Raw genomic sequence first — 20,441 nt, forward strand, 5'->3', positions numbered from 1 at the left:
AAAAGAAAAATACAAAGTTCATAAAATGCACATAAACTCGTGAAGAATTAGGAGTTGTACAGGTGAGTTAAGAAAAGCTGAAATTATGATTACATTCTATTTGAGATCGCAATATTTTCTACACTGTTAATATTAAAAAATAATCAAAGTCGTAGATGCTACTGAATCGAATCTATAATACTCCCACAAGTCAGCATTTGGTCTCCATAATATGGATTTTTAATTTCCTTTTCCATGCTTAGCCAATATGCCCCTTTATTTTTATTCGCCATTGGACATTTTTGAATATAGACCAGGTTATCCATTTTACCTATATTCATGATTATCGGAACAATGTTCTCATTTAGTGCAATAAAAATGTCCCTTTGATATTTAAGATCTTTACTATTCGACATATCTTCCGCCAAATCAATAATTATTGAAAAATGTGATTTTCCTATGTCATTGAGGTCGGATTCATTTATAGAAACAAGGCTTTCCAATAGGTCTTTAGCATATTCAGACACCTCGGTTGCACTTCCTAACACTAAGGCATTCTTAATATTGAAATAAGATGGCAAGACCGATTTAAATTCCTTTTTAAAGGAATCCGACAGTACCATTTTCATATTTCCAATTTCACTAGATGAAATTTCCTCTTCTTGATTTTGATTCATCATGGATTTTTTACCCTGAAGCTGCGCTGCCGCATCCACCGTAAAAGTTCCATTGGTGACCACTTCATCCCCTTTTTGAAGACCTGAATTCACCACAAACATATCCCCGTTCCTGCCGCCCAAATCAACTTCCTTCATCCTAAAAACAGGGGTATCACCATTCACTTTTAAATAAACAACAGAACGTTCACCGGTCCACATAACCGCCGACGCCGGAATCATAACTGATTCAGGGACAGCATCTTCCTTATCCTTTAAACTTTCAACATTTCCTTTAACGAACATTCCCGGTTTAAAAATCCCATCCCGATTATTTAAAGTAGCACGTACAACAACGGTACGGGTACTTTCATTTAAAATTGGATCAATAAAAGTAATTGTAGCCTTAAACGACTTATTTGGATAGGCTTTTGTGGTCAATGTTATTTTTTCACCTTTTTCCAATGAAGAAATTTGATTCTCATAGACGTCAAACTCAACCCAAACAGAACTAAGGTCTATCAATTTTAAAAGTGGCTCACCTTGTTTTACATAATCCCCCTCAGAAACCATTTTTTCCAAAACAGTTCCAGAAACTGTTGCGTATATAGGAAAGTACTCTTTAACCTCTCCTGTTTTCTCAATAGTATTGATTTGGTTTTCGGTAAGTTTCCAAAGCTTCAATTTGTTTCTGACCGCCTTGTACAAAGCTGGTTGAGATTCCCTTAGCGATAATGAACTTAGTAACTCTTGCTGTGCAGCAACTAGGTCTGGCGCGTAAATAGTTGCCAACAGCTGTCCCCGCTTTACGTCTTGCCCTTCATAAGATACATTCAAACGCTCCAAACGACCGTCAAAATAACTTGCTTGTACCATCTGTTCCTCTTCGTTCACCTTTATACGTCCAGATAAGGAAATATCAGTCATTGAACCGTCGTCCTTGCCATCTCCAATTACAGTGGTGCTAATATTGGCCAACGCCATGGCATTTTTGGTCATTTTAATTTCGTTCATGGCCAAACCCTCTTCATCCATATTCGCTGGAATCAACTCCATACCGCAAATGGGACAATCTCCAGGTTCTGGCTGCATAATCTGGGGGTGCATCGAGCAGGTCCACATTTGTTGGCCTTCGAGTTTATGCTCATGCACTTCAGCACTACTATTGGCCCTTTCATCGGATTTTCCAAAAATCAACCAACCCAAAAACAGACCTGCTATACCTGCCAATCCTATGTAAATTACTTTTCTATTCATGACCATTAAATTTGATTTGTATCAAAATCATTATTTTAAACTTTTTCTAATTGTGGGAGAACTAATAAACCAGAGCAAAAATCCGCTAAGAACCGTTACCAAGCCCAACAAGGAAAAGGCCCTTAATACTATCGTGTTAAAATCATCCCTTCCTTGGTAGTCCATCGTATGGGTCATCCAAAGAAAATCGAACCAGCGCCAATCCCTATGTCGCAACGTCTGAAAAGCTCCATCTTTGACCGACACATAAGCTATTATATTTTCTGCATGGTCATATGAAAATGCATAGGCGGGCAGGGACCTACCTCTGTATTCAATATGGTTCCCAACTTTTGTTAACCTAGAGACTCCTGATACTTTTAAATCAGGACGCATATTCACCGCTGCAATTTTCAACGCTTCCTTCTCGGTAATTTGCCGTTTCAAATCACCTGTTCTGGCATTATACAACTGCTTATTGTTTATCCAATAGTAAGGTTCTCCACCAATATCCCTGAGTGCTACGGAGGATATTGGTTTTTCTGGTTCAATATCAGAAAGACCTATTAAATCCGTAAAAGATGCTTCATTTTTGGATTGAATTCGAAAATGGTCCCCATGGATTTCATCGATATCAGTCCAACTAAAATAAAGTCCGCTAATAGTCCATAGGAGAAACTGTATACCTAAAAAAATACCCAAATACCTATGGGCCTTTCTAATTTTGATGGCGGTTTTTCTTTTTACCATATATTAATCCAATTTTTTACTTCTCAACCTTAAGGCATTGCCTATGACGGATACCGAACTGAAACTCATTGCCAAAGCGGCAATCATTGGAGACAATAATATTCCAAAAAAGGGATAAAGCACCCCTGCCGCCACTGGTATGCCAACTGTATTATATATCAAAGCAAAGAAGAGATTTTCCTTTATATTTCTCATTACACTATTACTAAGTGTGTGGGCTTTTACAATACCGTTTAAATCCCCCTTTACCAATGTTATCATAGCACTTTCAATAGCTACATCCGTACCTGTTCCCATCGCAATGCCCACATCGCTTTTGGCCAGTGCGGGCGCATCGTTTATTCCATCACCGGCCATGGCCACAACCTTACCTTCCTTTTGTAGTTTAGCAACCTCATTTAGTTTATCCTCTGGCAACATGCCCGCTTTAAAATCCGCCAAATTTAACTTTGCGGCAACCGCCTTTGCCGTATTACGGTTATCTCCTGTCAACATGACTACCTCAATCCCCTTTTTTTGAAGTTCTTGAATTGCCTTTGCACTAGTTTCCTTGATTTTGTCACCTATAACCACATAACCTAAGATTTCTTGGTCTACCGACAAATAGGATACTGTTTTACCTTCGCTTTGGAATTTTTCAGCTTCCTGCTTCATGTTTTCCTTTAAATTGGCTTTGGCATATTCCATCATTTTGGCATTTCCCAAGCTTAATTTTTTACCTTTCAAGAAACCTTCCACACCCTTGCCGGTTACCGCATTAAAGTTCTCTATCTTTCCAATTTCCGCATTTTTTTCCTTGGCATACTTTATAGTAGCCTCGGCCAAAGGATGTTCACTAGAACTATTTAGGGCAGCAATATGCCCAAGCAATTCATTACTATCAAAGTCACTCCCAAATGCCGCAACCTTTTCTACGGTTGGTTTACCCTCCGTTATGGTTCCCGTTTTATCCACGATAAGCACATTAACCTTATCCATCTTTTCTAGGGCCTCTGCGTTTTTTACCAAGACCCCATGCTGCGCGCCTTTACCTACTCCTACCATGACGGACATAGGAGTAGCCAATCCTAGGGCACATGGACAGGCAATGATCAAAACCGCAATGGCATTGACCAAAGCATATACATAAGCCGGTTGTGGACCCCATATGGACCATACGATAAAAGTGATAACCGATACCATAACCACAATGGGTACAAAATAACTTGAAATTTTGTCCGCTAAATTTTGAATGGGTGCCCGGCTTCGACTGGCATCGTTCACCATCTTAATAATTTGCGAGAGCAGGGTATCGGAACCCACTTTGTCCGCCTTCATCAAAAACGATTGATTACCATTTATGGTGCCACTGCTAACTTTATCGTTTAACGATTTTTGAACGGGGAGTGGCTCCCCGGTTATCATAGATTCGTCCACCGAAGTTTCTCCTTCGATTATCGCACCATCTACCGGAATCTTTTCTCCGGGTTTCACCTTTAGGATATCATTAATTTCAATCTGGTCGATGGCCACCTCTATTTCCTTACCATCCACAATCATTATTGCTTTGTTCGGCGCCAGTTTTAACAGCTCTTTCACCGCCGAATTTGTTTTACTATGGGCACGAGCTTCCAGAACCTGACCCAGGAGCACGAGGGTCAATATAACCGTGGCCGATTCAAAATATATATGTACGGCACCTGATTCCGTTTTAAACTGGGCTGGAAAAAAATCAGGAAACAATAATCCAAATACACTGAAGAGCCAGGCTATCCCGGCACCGATGCCTATCAATGTAAACATATTAAGGTTCCAAGTCTTGATACTTCGATAGGCACGTTGAAAAAACATCCAAGTTGCATAAAATACAACGGGTATGGAAAGGGCCAGCTGAACCCAATTCCACCATTTTTGTTCCATGATATCATATAAGGGCATACCCGGTATCATATCGCTCATGGCAATCAGGAAAATGGGCAATGTGAATCCTAAAGCCAACCAAAATTTCCTTAGCAACTTTTTATAGTTCTTCTCCTCAGCAGAAAGGTCAGGTTCTTTGGGCACTAAATCCATTCCACAAATAGGACATGAGCCCGGTGCATCCTCGATTACATCTGGATGCATAGGACAAGTCCATTCTCCATTTTGGGAAGCAGTACTCTGTTCTTCAACTAAGTCCATCCCACATACCGGACAATCGCCAGGTTTATCATACGTTTTATCCCCTTCACAATGCATGGGACAATAAAAAGTTCCCGTACCCTTTTCATTTGGCTTCTTCTTTTTGGATGGCTTGGGAGCCTCTCCATGATTATGTATTCGATAAGAACCCCCATCCTTTTCAAGAGCTTCCTTAAACTGGTCAATTGGGATATGAGCATCCATTTCAATAGTGGCTTCCCCATTTTCCAAATCAACGGATACATTGGTCACACCCTCAACATGGGATAGTGTCTTTTCTACATGGTTTTTGCAGCCATTGCAGCTCATTCCCGTTATTTTATACTTGTGCTTCATATTCATGTTGCAAAAAATTTAATCATAAGTCCTCCTAACAACCACACATAGCAGATATAAGCCACATACTTTAAAACAGCTTCCAAAATTTTACTTTTAGGGGCCATTTCGCTCATGGAATGATCCACGTCCTTTCTCTTGAAAAATCCCAAATAAATTAAATAACCTGAAACAATAAGGAATACAATATTCAAAAAGAACGTATAGTCTATCTTGAAATATGCACTATCCTGGATTTTAACTTGGGAAGGGTCCGGCAAAATATTCAAAAAGTCAAAACTGTAATGCAGTGCCAACGAAGCAACTATCAATGCAGTAAATAATAGGAAAAGTATAAACAAGGACATTTTCCAGCCGTAATACTTTGCATTTATACGGAGTACGGGAAAGACCACCAAGTCACTGAAAATAAAGGCCATTACCCCGGCAAAACTTACTCCCTTACCAAAAAGTAAGGCGGCCAAAGGTATATTTCCCATAGAACCGATAAACGTTAGAAATGCCGCCACCGGCCCAACCACAATATGTTCAAAAATTTCAAAAAATGAGAAATCCATATTTCCTTGCCCACTATTGATGAACAGAGTCTGAAAAAAAGCATCGGGAACAAATGCGGCCACAATGCCCGCTATGGTAAAACCGACTGTAACATCTTTCCAGACCATCTGCCATTCCATCTTATATTTTTTACCGACCCTTGCCCAACTGTTTTCCTTTATAATCTGCTTTTTCCAATCTTTTGAATCGTCCATGGAATCGCAGTCATCCTCATCATCCAGGTTTTTTCGTGCGGCCTCAATCAACTTTTTGGGATTGATCACGCGAATGAGAATCCAGCAAATACCTATTAACAATAGACCTCCAATGTATTCGCCAACCACGAATTGCCATCCCAAAAAAATGGAAATGATAATCCCCAGTTCAATGACCAGGTTTGTGGAGGCCAATAAAAAAGCCATGGAGGACAGAAAACTCGCCCCCTTTTTAAATAGTGATTTTGCACTTGCCAAAGCCGCAAAACTGCAGGAACTACTAACAAAGCCAAAGAATGTACCCAACAGCACGCCCTTGGATTCGTCTTTTCCCATGGTTTTCTGCATACGCTTTTCGGTTACGAAAATCTGTATCATACTACTTATGACATAACCCAAAATGAAGGCCCAAAGGGCCATCCAGAAAAATCCGGTAGTTGTATAAGCAGCTTCACCCCACTGTTTAAAAAAGTTGCTCAAAATAGTTCTTTACTGTATGGTTTCGATTACCTTTCCACAGGTAAGCATTCTATCCCCAAAATAAGGGTTTCTTATTTCCGATGCATCGGAAATCCAGTATCCTCCCTTGCCTTCAAAGGCCATAGGACAAAATTGCTTGTAGATTTCGCCGCCCTCAATGGAACCTTTGAAAATAGGTTCTACCATTTCCGTAAGTTGGGAAAATAGTTCACGCTGTTTTTCAACATCTCCCGCTTTGGAAATTTCATCGGCCAAATTGCCTATTTCACTGTAGGTCTCACCAACAGCTTTTTTCATTTCTTCAGATGTTGTTTTGGCCTTATCTGGAGCAGTTTCTACCAAAGCTACCCTCAATTTTTGATACTCTTCAAATAAAGCATGGGTACTTTCATCATCGAAAGATGCCACTGCCATATCCTTTGACTGTTCTTCTACCAATGTTTCTGGAGTTGCAGGTTCGGCAACTTTCTTTTCTTCCTTGCAAGCAAGTGATAACACTAAAACGATTGCCATTATTGGCATGATTACTTTTTTCATACTTGTTGTTATTGAATTAAATAGTTAATTATTGCACTTTGTTCGTAATACGATTTTATAGCTTCCAATTGATTTACCTGAAACTTGAGTTGTAATTCCTGAATATCCAGCACATCATTAAAATCAATGGTACCTGTTTCATAATTTTTGGTAAGTATTTCCTCTGCATCCTTGGCCTGCTCTAAATTCTTCCTCGAAGTATTGTATGCAATCCTTGCTTGATTCCTCCGGGAAATGGCCCTTGCCAAAGTAGTTTCCAACAAGTTTAACCGTTGCTTTTTTTGAGATTGAAGTTCTTTTTGCCGAAGTTCATTTTGTTTGGATACCGATTTAAAGGATGAATTGAACAAGGGAATTGACAGGGAAACCATTGGCATAACTATATCCTTGCCGTTATCGCTAAAATCCATATTTGGCCTTTCGGAAACGGCAACATAATCCAGGCCCACCCCAAAATTAGGGGCACCCTGTTTCTGATTCAATAGTTCCGATTTAGTGACCGACTCATACAATCTGTCATATCGCAAAAGTTCAGGGTTCAATTCCAAGTTTTGATTCTCGTACATAGAATCTTCCAAGGGTATATCAAGTTGCGATACGACGTCAACCGATAGACTTTGTTCCTGATTTCTTAGTCCATTGAAGTTAGACCTTTCCGCTAACGCCTTTTGCTCCAAAACTTCAATTTGTTGCTGTAATTCATTCTGGCGGATTTGTAAACGCAATACATCCACGGCTGAAGCCTTCCCCACCTCCACTGAGGTCAGGGCGAGTTGTTCATAAGTGTCCAACAGTTGTATGTTTTCCTTCAAAACTATTTGTTTTGCATTTAATACATAGAGTTCGTAATAAGATTGCGCTACCGATAATGCCAACTTTCTTTTTGCGATGGCCAAATCCAAATAGTCCGCTTCTGCAAGGGAGCTCGCATAGCTTTCCCTAGCCATAATCGTTCCAAACCAAGGGAGCATCTGTGCCACGGAGAGGCGGGTGCGCTGTGCTCCGGTACGGGTTTCCGGCTCACTTACGAAATAACCGGCGCTAATAGATGTGTTAGGAAAGCTCCTAGCTTCCCCCACTTTTTCCTTGGAAATGTTATATTGTAGCTCATAAGCCTGTATTTCTGGATTGTTCGCTTCTGCCTCTTCCAAATAGGATTCCAGACTTTGTGCATTCAGGCTAAACCCGAACAGTATCAGAAATATAATAGGTATTGTTCTCATTTGTTAGCTCGTTTTAATTGATACTCTTTTTGCCAACTGTACAGCACAGGTACTAGAAAATAAGAGGTTATATCTACTACCATTCCCCCAAAAATGGGTATAGCCATGGGAATCATAATATCGCTTCCCTTCCCTGTAGAGGTCAGCACGGGCAACAATGCCAAAATAGTGGTGACCGTGGTCATCAAACAAGGCCGTATCCTTTTGTTGGCCGCCTCCAAAGTTGCTGAACGAATCTCCTTTACATTGCTGGGATTTTCCCTATCAAAAGTCTGCGTCAAGTAGGTGGCCATAACCACCCCATCATCCGTTGCAATTCCGAATAGGGCAATAAAACCGACCCAAACGGCAACACTCAAATTAATGGTCTTCATGTTAAATAAATCTCGAAGGTTTTCACCAAACAAGCTGAAATTCAAGAACCAATCCTGTCCGTAGAGCCATATCATGATAAATCCACCTGCAAAAGCTACGGCAATACCGGTATATACCATTAAAGAAGTAGCGACCGACCTGAATTGAAAGTACAGTATTAGAAAAATTACCAATAAGGCCAGAGGAATTACAAATGACAAGGTCTTTTCCGCCCTTAATTGGTTTTCATAAGTACCCGTAAACCTATAACTTATACCGTTAGGCACTTTTAACTCTCCATTGTTGATTTTTTCCTTTATCAAAGCCTGGGCATTTTCAACGACATCCACTTCTGCAAAACCGTCTAGCTTATCAAATAGCACATAACCTACCAAAAAGGTATCCTCACTTTTAATGACCTGAGGTCCTTTTTCATATCGAATGTCCACCAATTCACCAAGCGGTACCGGACTTCCGTTTTCTACGGGAACATAAATATTCTTTATGTCAGTAGGGTTATCCCTAAGCTCTCGTGGATATCTGACCCTGACCGAATATCTTTCCCTACCCTCTACTGTTTGTGTCAAAGGCATCCCACCGATTGCAACTTCAAGAATGTTCTGAACATCCATTATGGAGATACCATATCGAGCCAACTGTTCCCTTTTAATATCGATAAGCAAATAGGGTTTACCTATGATTCGGTCGGCAAATACCGCCTGTTCCTTCACCCCTTCAGCCTCCTTAAGGATATCTTCCAACTGCAGACCAAAACTTTCAATTTGCTGTAAATCCTGTCCTTTGACCTTAATACCCATGGGTGCCCGCATACCGGTCTGTAACATGACCAACCTTGTTTCTATGGGCTGAAGTTTAGGTGCCGAGGTTACACCCGGTAGTCTAGTTGCAGATACGATTGCATTCCAAATATCGTCTGGAGTTTTAATCTCAGGTCTCCAGTTTCTAAAATAATCCCCACTGCCATCTTCAATCAAATCCTCTCTGGATACCGTTTCAACCAGTTGGGTAGCATCATACTTGCCGTTATTGTTTATAGGATTGTTCGGGTTAATATGCAGCTTTCCATTTTTCAAAACGAAAAGTCCATCTTCGTTCACTTTATACCTTTGCCTTTTACCCTCGGTATTTCGCATAAACTCAGACTTATATTGAATGACGTTTTCGTACATAGAGAGTGGTGCAGGGTCCAAAGCCGATTCCGTCCTACCTGCTTTTCCTACTACGGTCTCAACCTCGGGGATATTGGCCACGGCCATATCCAACTGTTGCAAAACACGTTTGTTCTCGGCCACCCCTGCATGAGGTAAGGAAGTAGGCATTAATAGGAAGGTACCTTCGTTAAGTGAAGGCATAAATTCCTTGCCCGTATTTTTCATGATCAATATTCCCAAGACCAATACCATGGAAGGTATCAAAATAAACAGTCCTTTATTTTCAAGCGCCCACCGCAGGATTTTGGAATAGTATGTTTTGAATAAGGAGAAAATTCCCAATAGACCGAAGCAGATAATCGCAACAAAAATGAAATTTATGACCAATCCCCTATGAAAGCCCAAAGGCCTCCAATATTCCGCGAGGAGAATAACAATGACCAAAACGGAAATACCAATGTTTGCTAATGTTTTAGAGACCGATAACTGATATCGATTTATGGAAAACCTGAAATTTTCCGTCTCCTTAAAACCAAACCATAATCCCAAGAATCCGAAGGCTACCAAGGCCAAGCCCAACCAAAAACCAAAAAATATGGCCAAAATCCCTATACCTACAAGTGTATAGTCCCAAATTTTGTGGAATGGCAATTGCCTTTTTGATTTTTTAAATAGGAATGCCGCAAAGGGAGGAATCAAAAACAAAGCGATTACCAGAGAAGCGGATAGCGCCATGGTTTTGGTAAAGGCCAAGGGTCGAAACAATTTACCTTCCGCACCTATCATGGTAAACACAGGGATAAAACTAATAATGGTCGTCAATACCGCTGTAAGGATAGCTCCCGAAACTTCCGAAGTCGCTTTATAGACAATTTCATTCGTTGTGAGGTAACTCCCATCTTCCTTTACTTTCAGCTTTTCATCCTCTAAATGCCGAATCATATTTTCTGCCAATATGACCCCAACATCGACCATGGTTCCTATGGCAATAGCAATACCGGACAATGCTACGATATTGGCATCCACGTGAAATAATTTCATGGTGATAAAAACCATTAGAATGGCCACGGGTAACAGTGTGGATATAAGTAGCGATGCCCTTAGATTAAAAACCATGACAATGATTACCATAATGGTAATGAGCACTTCCAGGGTCAAGGCTTCTTTTAAGGTACCCAAGGTTTCCTGAATCAATTCCGTACGATCATAGAAAGGAACAACGGTCAATTGCGAGGTACGTCCATCAGCTAAAACTTTAGAGGGTAGTCCTCCACTCAATTCTTTGATTTTGTCCTTTACATTTGTAATTACCTCTAAAGGATTAGCGCCATATCTGGCCACAACAACACCACCAACGACTTCTGCGCCCTCCTTGTCCAATATTCCCCGTCGGCTTGCGGGTCCTAAATATACCTTGGCAATATCCTTGATACGAATGGATGTAAATTCTTGGGATGCAACTACCGCATTTTCAATATCCTCTAGGGATTTTATATATCCAAGTCCCCGAATAAGATATTCGGCCTGGTTCATTTCCAAAGTTTGGGCTCCTAAATCTTGATTGCTCTGCTTTATGGCCTTCACAACTTCTGTAAGTCCAATACCATACTGTCGCATCAATTCCGGGTCAACATCCACTTGATATTCCTGAACATACCCGCCAATGGAGGCCACTTCTGAAACCCCACCAGCAGCCGATAATCCGTATTTTAAATAGTAATCCTGTATGCTTCGTAGTTCCTGTAAATCCCATCCACCGGTAACATTACCTTCTTCGTCCCTACCTTCCAAGGTATACCAGAATATCTGTCCCAATCCGGTAGCATCCGGTCCTAAGGTAGGAGTTACCCCTACTGGCAACAATCCGTTTGGCAGCGAATTGAGCTTTTCTAGAATTCTACTGCGGGACCAGTAAAACTCTACCTCTTCCTCAAAAATGATATAGATACTGGAAAATCCGAACATGGACGAGCTTCGAACGGTTCTCACCCCGGGAATTCCCAACAAAGAACTAGTTAAAGGGTAAGTAATCTGATCCTCTATATCCTGTGGAGAGCGTCCTTCCCATTTCGTAAAAACAATCTGTTGATTTTCACCAATATCTGGAATGGCATCTACTGCAACCGGATCGGTTGGTAAAATACCGATATTCCAATTAAACGGGGCGTTCAATATGCCCCATCCTACAAATAGGAGGAGCATAAGAACCGCAATCAATTTGTTTTCTATGAGGTATTTTATGCCTTTATTCAGCATGTACATTGATAATTAGACAGTTAAACATTTTCAAGTTTTGAAATAGCAAATAACAAAACATGCCCGGAAACTATTAGCTACCAGGAAAAGATGTAGTGTCTAAAAATCAAATGAGGAAAGTCTGGTCCAGAACCTGAACATCCCTGATCAAGGGAGGAGGGGAATAATCCTTAAAATGTACTTTTTCTTGATGTCTGGTTTCAAATAAACAGGAATAAGTATCTAAGAAGGAGGTAATAAACAACTGTTTATCAAAAGACAATTGGTTGAAGGAAATTTGTAAATCGTCCTGACCCACAGCAGATAGTTCAACATCGGAACAGCAATCCATTTTCATTTCCACCATAGCGCAATTGGCCATTTTATGAGAAATCTGTGGTTGCATCATACACCGTTCTACATCTCCAGACAGGCTAAAATCCATAAGATGGTCTCCACAATAATGCATGTCTACCGAGAACGAGGTCGTGGTAAACAGCACTAAAAGTGCCATGGTAATGGATACTATTTTATGGAAGACGTCCTTCATTGCTTGTCAAAAATACAAAATAAACAAATTTAATTACTGTAAAGTTTTTAATTCTAATCTAATAGTACTGGAATAACGCAGATTTTGGGAAGATATTTGATAATCAATTAATTGAAAATACGGCTTATAGAGGTTCATGTATTTGAATTCGCAAAAAAAACGCCCAAGAAGATGAAGAAAAATCTGTTTTTTTAAACCAAAAAAACCTTTAAGTAATTAAATCGAAAATACAGTAACTTAAGTGCCTTTGTTAAATACGATTTGATATGAATTCTAAACTCAACCAGTCCAAACTTTCTAAAAGATTTTTTATAAGGTTTGCAAGCCTTTTGCTTATTTCGATTTGCCTAATTGGTTGTAAATCTGAAACAAAGTCAGAAACTAAAGAGAAAGCGGAGAGGCCCAATATTGTCTTTATCATGTCTGATGACCATGCATACCAAGCCATTTCTGCCTATGACAATAGCCTAATCGAGACACCCAACATTGATAGAATTGCCAAAATGGGAATGTTATTTACCAATGCCAGTGTTACCAATTCCATTTGTGCACCCTCGAGAGCTACGATTTTAACCGGGAAGCACTCCCATATAAATGGCAAGATTGATAATGTCTCCCCTTTCGACACTACCAATGTCACCTTTCCACAACTTTTACAAAAAGCAGGATACCAAACCGCCATGTTTGGTAAGTTACATTTTGGCAATAATCCGAAAGGTTTTGACCAGTTTAAAATATTACCGGGACAAGGGTCTTATTACAATCCGGATTTTATCACAAAAAATGAAGGAGAAATTCAAGTGAAAGGGTATGTAACGGATATTATTACCGGTATGACGCTAGAATGGCTTGAGAATGAACGTAAAAAGGATTCGCCATTTATGCTTATGTACCTGCATAAAGCCCCACACCGTTCCTGGTTGATGGCGGAGCGACATATGGAGGAATACACAAATAAAACTTTTCCAGAACCCAAAACCTTGTTCGATGACCATGAAGGAATGCCCGCGGCTAAGGTGGCCGAAATGAAAATTGACGGCGACATGGGTTGGGCGGCGGACAGCAAGCTATATCCCGAGGTTATGGACCAATTAGGGTTGGAAGAACAAATTGGTTTTGACAAGCGCAGATACGAAATGACGGTTGGAAGATTAGACTCCACCCAAAAAGCAAATTTTGATACATACTACAGAAAAGTTGCGGAAGATTTCATTGAACAATACCCGAACATGACAGAAAAAGATATTGCCAAATGGCGCTATCAAAGATATATGCAGGATTATTTGGGGACTATAAAATCCTTAGATGAAAATGTTGGAAGGGTTTTGGATTACCTGGAAGCCAATAATATGATGGAGAATACGATTATTGTGTATACGTCCGATCAAGGTTTTTACCTTGGGGAACATGGCTGGTTCGACAAAAGATTCGTGTACGACGAAAGTCTTAAAACGCCGCTTTTGGTTTCTTGGCCAAATCGGGTAAAAGCCGGAAGTGTATCCGATGAACTTGTCCAGAACCTGGATTTTGCCGAAACATTCTTGGACGTGGCCGGGGTAGAGCAACCCGAGGACATGCAGGGAAAGAGTTTGGTCCCCGTTCTTACCGGTGATATGGAAAATTGGAACAGGGATGCCGTTTACTATCACTATTACGAACATCCTTCCGAGCACAATGTCAACAGGCATTATGCAGCTATTACCAAAGATTATAAATTGATACACTATTATTTCGATATGGACTATTGGGAATTGATCGACAGAAAAAAAGACCCTTTGGAACAGCACAATTATTATGATGACCCGGCCTATGCAGAAATTCAAAAGGGTCTCCACCAAAAATTGGATGCCTTACGTGAAAAATATGGAGACTCTGAAGCACTGAGTCAAAAGTATATAGACGAATTTATGCCCCTTGCAAAAGAGGGTAAAGTATATGGCGTTGAAGATGATATTTTAAAGCCTATGATAGAAAAATGGGAGAATTCCAAAAAGGATTGAATAAGATCTTGTTTTCCTATTTCCGACAAAAACCGATTACAAAATGTCTGCTTTATTAATTTATAGTGCACTTAGTTACTTCATCTAAAAATCATCATAACCTTTTGGGCTTTCTAAGCTTCCAAAAGAAAGAAAATAAGACAACTCTATAAATTTTATTTGCGTTCGAAAACGATACTGTAGACCTCACGCTTTGCTTCGCCACATCAAACGCATAGAAACACGTCGCCATAACTTTTAAACTTTAATTGAATTTACAGTCAGGACAATGGCCAAAATTTTTAAACGGGAACTAAAGTTTAACCATACAATTCTGCCCGGCCGATTTATAAATGGCCTCTACTACCCTAATATCCCTTAGCCCTTCCTCTCCAGGTACGGGCATTTCCTGATTGCGAATTATCGCCAAGGCATCCTCATCCATCTGTTTTGCTTGCTGGTTATTTATGGCATAATTTATAATAGTGCCATCTGACATACTTCCCTTATTTCCAATATAGGCAGAATGAGGTTCCATTTTGAGCCAGCCCTTTTCATAATTTACCTGTAGGTGATTCATCTGTATGCCAAAGCTGGTTTGGCAGGATGCAAGGGCACCGCTTGGAAATTCAAGCTGAAACATCATGGTCTCTTCTACTTCGTGATAAATTTCGGGTCTAGTTGTCGAAGCCTGTGCCAAAACGGAAATAGGCTCCTCTCCCGTGGCCAATCTAGCACCTTGTAGTGCGTAAACCCCCATATCACCCATAGCTCCTCCGCCTAGACTTTTTTTCTGTTTCCAATGGTCTGTCCTGCCATCAAAATATCCAGCTGCGGAAGTAATCATCTTTACCTTACCAAAAGGTCTTTCCTTGGCCACTTTCATGTAGGCCTGAATATTTGGATCGTGCTGACACCTATATCCTATGGCAAGTTTTACCCCATTGCTTTTACAGGCATTTATCATGGCCTCGCAATCCGCTACAGTAGGAGCCATGGGCTTTTCGCACCAAACGTGTTTTCCAGTATTTGCCGCCCTTAAGGTATATTCCTTGTGCATAGACGGTGGTAGCACCACATAAATAACATCTATGTCTTCATTGTTGGCAATAGAATCAAAGTTCTCGTAATTATAAATATTCTTGTCCTTAATGCCATACTTTTCTTGCCAAACAGGAATTTTTTCAGGACTGCCCGTTACGATTCCTTTTAATTCGCAGTTTTCGGTCAGCTGGAGGGCCGGGGCCAGAAGATCCGTACTATAGTATCCCAATCCAACAAGGGCTATACCAAGCTTTTCCTTTTTTGGCCTAGTAGCTGACATCAAGAAATTTGGAGAAAAGCTTGCGGCAGCACCAGCTATTATTGAGTTCTTAATAAATTGTCTTCTCTGGTTCTTCATGGTTCCTATTATTTTATATACAAATTACAATATTAGATTTGATTAGCTAATTTTTATTTTAAATTGACTTTTGAAAAGAACTATAAACCTCCCTGGGATAAATTCATTGTTTTTCACTTTGTTAAAATAAAATTCCAATCAATTTCAAAAACCTATCTTTTAGGCTAGGTTTATTTTTGGGATATAGGGAAATATTAAAGGAAAGGACAAGAATTCCAATACAAAATAAGACTTGGGTACCATCTTAATCCCAAATAATGTCCAACTGCAACGTTTTTTTTGCGTTAGCATAAAATTACTTTGAAGCCTTTTACTAAAACATTTTCGTAATTAAATGCTTTTTTGGGCGGTAGATTATCAAATTCATAGAGTTTTATTGCTAAAATTGAATATTTTAATAGGAGCAAGAAAAAATCACAAAATATTGTAAGTACCTGCTTTTTAAGGCAGGTTTGAGAAGCATGTTATATCAAAAGTATATTCATACCAGTTACCTTTTTATATCTGTTTTGTGCGGTTTAATGCTGTCCGCACAATACAAGGATAGCAACTATAACTTTTTGGATATCGAAGAATCCATTACACAACGAGCGGTATCCACCATAGTTCAGGACAAACAGGGCTTGATTTGGATGGGAACGTATGGGTTGGGGTTGAATAAATATAATGGTATAGACCTTGTGCCTTACACGCAGGAGTTTGACAATCCAAATTCCCTTAATAGTTCATTGGTGCATACAGCCTATGTAGATTCCTCTGGACTGCTCTGGGTTGGCACGGAAACAGGATTAGATGTTTATCAAAAAGACTTTGATAACTTTAAACACGTCTCATTTTATAAAAATGGGAAACCTTTAAACAATCTAGTAGTTACCGCAATTGTTGAAATTGGAAATGATAGGTTATTGATCGGAACTATAGCGAATGGCCTATTTAAGGTAGACATCAAAACCTTAAAGGGATATCCCGTAACAATAAACAATCCAGCGTCCACACCTCTTCTCATTAATTGTTTGCTGCGATACAAGGATCAAATCGTTTATATTGGAACAAACAGGGGGCTGTACTCTTTTGACGGTAAGCAAACCCATAGGGTTAAGCTTAGAGAAAAACTTTTCGGTGAAACTGAAAATTTTGAGATAAATATAGAATCACTGCTCATTGATGACAGAGGTTCACTTTGGCTGGGAACACATTCGAATGGTCTATTAAAATTTTCAAATCCTGATGCGTCCAGAAATCATTATAAAATAGACATTTTCAATATAACCAGTGAGCGAATACTAACCATAGTACAGGCACCTGACAAACGAATTCTTTGCGGAACTGAAAATGATGGCTTGTACGTTCTTTCTCAAAATGGTGATCTTATAAAAAACTATCGTTACGATAAATTCAACAATAACAGTATTAAATCGAATTCAGTATGGTCCTTATTTGTGGATAAACAAGATCGGATATGGATAGGGTATTATAACAAAGGGGTTGGGGTACATGATTACAATTATGACAAGTTTCCAGATATACAAAGCATTTCCAATGTGGACAACTCATTGCAATCATCTTCAGTAACCGGAATAATTAAGGATAAGCAAAAAAGATTATGGATAGGAATGGATGGCGGTGGTATAGATGTTTACGACATAAAAACAAATCAATTTGTTCATCTATTAGACAACAAAAATTCCATAGCTAGGGGGCTGAAAGCTGATGACGTACAGACCATTTTCATGGATAGCCATGAAAATATTTGGGTAGGAACTTGGAATTCAGGTATTTACTTCTTAAAATCCAATACACAGGTTTTTAAACATTTTGATACCTATAGCACCAATGGCGCTTTAAAATCCAATAGGGTCATGAGTTTTTCAGAAGACAACTTCGGTAAAATATGGATTGGAACCTTTTCTAATGGTCTCCATTATTATAGCCTTGAAGATGGGAAATTTGGTTCCGTAGACGATAAAAAATTCAACGACCTGAAGACATACCGTGCGGAAATCCGCAAAATCATGGTGGATAGTAAAAATACCATCTGGATTGCTACTACGAGCGGATTGTTCAAAAGACAGGCCGAATCCAGCGAATCTTTTAATAAGATCGAACTGAAGTCCGAGAAAATGAATTCAAACGGCCCTAGCGTTTCGGTCGATGTTATTGTATCCCTATATGAAGATTCGGAAAATAATATCTGGATAGGCACAGACGGCGCTGGTGTATGGAAATTCGACGCAGGAAATGATTCAATACAGTGGTATAATAAGAAACAGGGACTGGAGCAGGAAACTATCGCCACGATCATGGAAGCGAACGACGGAAAATTGTGGATGGCCGGAAACAAAGGTATTTCTTGCTATGACAAAAGCAAAGGACAAATTATCAACTACGACATCAATGACGGGCTACTGACCAATGATTTCAACTTTAATGCAGCCTTTAAGGACGAGGACGGAACGCTTTATTTTGGAAATTATAAAGGCATAAATGTCGTTAAGCCTTCCGCCCTTCCACGCAACATCCACGAACCTGAGGTTTATTTTACAGACTTTAAGGTCTATAATAAATCCTTAGAAATAAATGAAAAGGATGCCCCTTTAAAAAAAGTTATTTCTGAAACTGAACAGATAACCCTAAATCATAAACAAAGTGTTTTTACAATAGAATTTATGGGTATAAATTATACAAGGCCTGAAAAAAATCAATATGCATATTACCTTGAAGGTCTAGAGGACGATTGGAATTTTGTAGGTAACGCAAGAAGTGCAACCTACACAAATCTATCTCCGGGAAATTATACCTTTAAACTAAAGGCAGCCAACAATGATGGGCTCTGGGGCGATAAAGTAAAAACCCTTTCGCTTACCGTATTAGCACCTTGGTGGAAAACTAAATTGGCCATTATCTTTTATTTGGCAACGATTGTTCTGTTTTCAACTTGGCTGTATAGACTATTAAGGGCAAGAATTCGAGAAAAACGTCTTGTTGAATTTGAACGTTCAAGACGCATTCAGGAGGAAGAACTTAATACTAAGAAAATACAGTTTTTCACAAATATATCCCATGAGTTCAGAACGCCATTGACCCTTATTTTGAACCCCTTGAAAGATATAATGTCCAATACTTCGCTTCCACTTCCCACGGTGGTACAGGAAAAACACACAATAATTTACAAAAACGCTGCCAGACTCAAACGACTTATCGATGAACTGATGGATTTTAGAAAACTTCAATTGAACAAATTTTCCATAAAGGTTTCCAAAATAGACATCAATACATTTATCAAGGAAATAACCGACCATTTCAAAGAGGAAGCGTTATTGAAAAACATCGCCTTATTAATAGAACGAAATGAGGCGCCTCTTTATCTATGGAGTGACCCTGGAATGCTCGAAAAAGTAATCTTCAATATACTTTCAAATGCATTTAAGGTAACGCCTGAAAATGGCGCCATAACCATTAGCGTTTTCCAATCTCCCAATGACGTTCATTTTCCCTTGGCAGAAAACAAAACCCTTCCTTGTTTAGAAGTCAATATTGAGGACACCGGTAGTGGCATTAACCAAGAGGAAGTGAAAAAAATATTTGATAGGTTCTATCAGGTAAAGAATATGAATAGTCAGTATTATGGAGGTACGGGAATAGGCCTTGAGGTGGTCAGGAATTTCGTTGAATTGCTGAAAGGGGTAATAATCATAGAAAGTGAAGAGACTGTAGGTACAAAATTTAGGATTTTACTTCCTTTGGGTAAAGAACATTTTAATGAAAGTGAATTTTTTAGCAATCCACAGAGCGAAAGTTATTTGCCAAATCTGAACTATTCAAAAACATCTTTGGCTTCCAAATTTGATAATAAATCCTTAAAAACAATATTAATCGTGGAGGACAATACGGAACTAAGGTCCTACCTAAAACACGAACTTTCCTTTGAACATACCATTTTGGAGGCCTCAAATGGACAACAAGCTCTGGATATAGCGCACCGTAGAATACCTGATGTAATTATTACCGATGTTGTAATGCCAGAAATGGATGGTTTGGAATTTTGTAGAAACCTTAAAAAGCATATTGCCACGAGTCATATTCCTATAATCATGTTGACTGCCAAAGCCATGATAGATGATAAGGTCAATGGAGTAAACTCAGGAGCCGATGTATATATGACCAAACCTTTTGATATGCGTTTACTCAACTCGTATCTATCGCGTTTGATTGAAAATCGTCAGGTGTACATAACCAAAAATTTAAACGACCCCACTAAACTAAACCTACTGGAGAAAACCACGGAAATGGATAAATCCTTTATGCGAAAGGTTTTGGACTATCTTAACAAGAATATTGAAAAAACCGAATTAAACGTGGAGCACATGGCAGAGGATATTCACTTAAGCCGTAGCCAACTTTATAGAAAAATCAAAGCCATGACAGGACTAACACCAAACGAATTGATTCGCAAGGTGCGTTTGGAAAAGGCAAAAAATATGATAGAAACAGGTTGCGAGTCAATTGCAGAGGTAGGCTTCAAAGTAGGTTTTTCTTCTCCTTCCTATTTTAGCCGTTGTTTTAAGTCTGAATTTGGTATATTACCTACAGATATTAAAACAAAATAGCAAGGTACACTCTTTAATGCATCCAGAATCGCG

The 20,441-nt window shown here is 39.4% G+C and carries 11 protein-coding genes; 2 read left to right on the forward strand and 9 right to left on the reverse strand.

What is annotated here, in order from left to right:
• Positions 1-158: 158 nt before the first annotated feature.
• From DZC72_RS02305 to DZC72_RS02340, 8 genes are all read right to left on the reverse strand, one after another.
• Entirely contained in the window at positions 159-1,892 is a 1,734-nt protein-coding gene (locus DZC72_RS02305; RefSeq protein WP_125221290.1) for an efflux RND transporter periplasmic adaptor subunit, read from the reverse strand.
• A gap of 30 nt (positions 1,893-1,922) precedes the next feature.
• A complete protein-coding gene (locus DZC72_RS02310; RefSeq protein ID WP_125221291.1) occupies positions 1,923-2,621 on the reverse strand; it encodes a PepSY domain-containing protein in 699 nt (232 codons plus the stop codon).
• Positions 2,622-2,624: 3 nt separating this feature from the next.
• Positions 2,625-5,117, reverse strand: a complete 2,493-nt coding sequence (locus DZC72_RS02315) for a heavy metal translocating P-type ATPase (protein ID WP_125222566.1) — start codon at positions 5,115-5,117, stop codon at positions 2,625-2,627.
• A gap of 2 nt (positions 5,118-5,119) precedes the next feature.
• Complete coding sequence (locus DZC72_RS02320; RefSeq protein ID WP_125221292.1) at positions 5,120-6,349, reverse strand: permease; 1,230 nt, start codon at positions 6,347-6,349, stop codon at positions 5,120-5,122.
• Between the two features lie 9 nt (positions 6,350-6,358).
• Positions 6,359-6,886: a DUF3347 domain-containing protein gene (locus tag DZC72_RS02325; RefSeq protein WP_125221293.1), complete on the reverse strand. Its 528-nt coding sequence runs from the start codon at positions 6,884-6,886 to the stop codon at positions 6,359-6,361.
• Between the two features lie 8 nt (positions 6,887-6,894).
• A complete protein-coding gene (locus DZC72_RS02330; RefSeq protein ID WP_125221294.1) occupies positions 6,895-8,109 on the reverse strand; it encodes a TolC family protein in 1,215 nt (404 codons plus the stop codon).
• Complete coding sequence (locus DZC72_RS02335; RefSeq protein WP_125221295.1) at positions 8,106-11,891, reverse strand: efflux RND transporter permease subunit; 3,786 nt, start codon at positions 11,889-11,891, stop codon at positions 8,106-8,108. Before DZC72_RS02335 ends, DZC72_RS02330 begins: the two co-directional genes overlap by 4 nt.
• Positions 11,892-11,997: 106 nt before the next feature.
• Positions 11,998-12,420 carry an HYC_CC_PP family protein gene (locus tag DZC72_RS02340; protein ID WP_125221296.1) on the reverse strand — a complete coding sequence of 141 codons (423 nt, stop codon included), beginning with the start codon at positions 12,418-12,420 and terminating at the stop codon, positions 11,998-12,000.
• A 266-nt stretch (positions 12,421-12,686) separates the two neighbouring features.
• On the opposite strand from DZC72_RS02340, the gene DZC72_RS02345 reads away from it, so the two are divergent.
• Complete coding sequence (locus DZC72_RS02345) at positions 12,687-14,420, forward strand: sulfatase family protein (RefSeq protein ID WP_125221297.1); 1,734 nt, start codon at positions 12,687-12,689, stop codon at positions 14,418-14,420.
• Between the two features lie 292 nt (positions 14,421-14,712).
• Here DZC72_RS02345 and DZC72_RS02350 read toward each other — a convergent pair whose 3' ends face one another.
• The gene (locus tag DZC72_RS02350) at positions 14,713-15,801 is read right to left on the reverse strand and encodes a Gfo/Idh/MocA family protein (protein WP_125221298.1); all 1,089 of its coding nucleotides are present in this window, start codon (positions 15,799-15,801) and stop codon (positions 14,713-14,715) included.
• Between the two features lie 461 nt (positions 15,802-16,262).
• Between DZC72_RS02350 and DZC72_RS02355 the strand changes: the two genes are divergently transcribed.
• The gene (locus DZC72_RS02355; RefSeq protein ID WP_125221299.1) at positions 16,263-20,408 is read left to right on the forward strand and encodes a hybrid sensor histidine kinase/response regulator transcription factor; all 4,146 of its coding nucleotides are present in this window, start codon (positions 16,263-16,265) and stop codon (positions 20,406-20,408) included.
• Positions 20,409-20,441 lie beyond the last annotated feature (33 nt).

This window comes from Maribacter algicola (assembly GCF_003933245.1).
In the GTDB taxonomy this organism is placed as follows: Bacteria; Bacteroidota; Bacteroidia; order Flavobacteriales; family Flavobacteriaceae; genus Maribacter; species Maribacter algicola.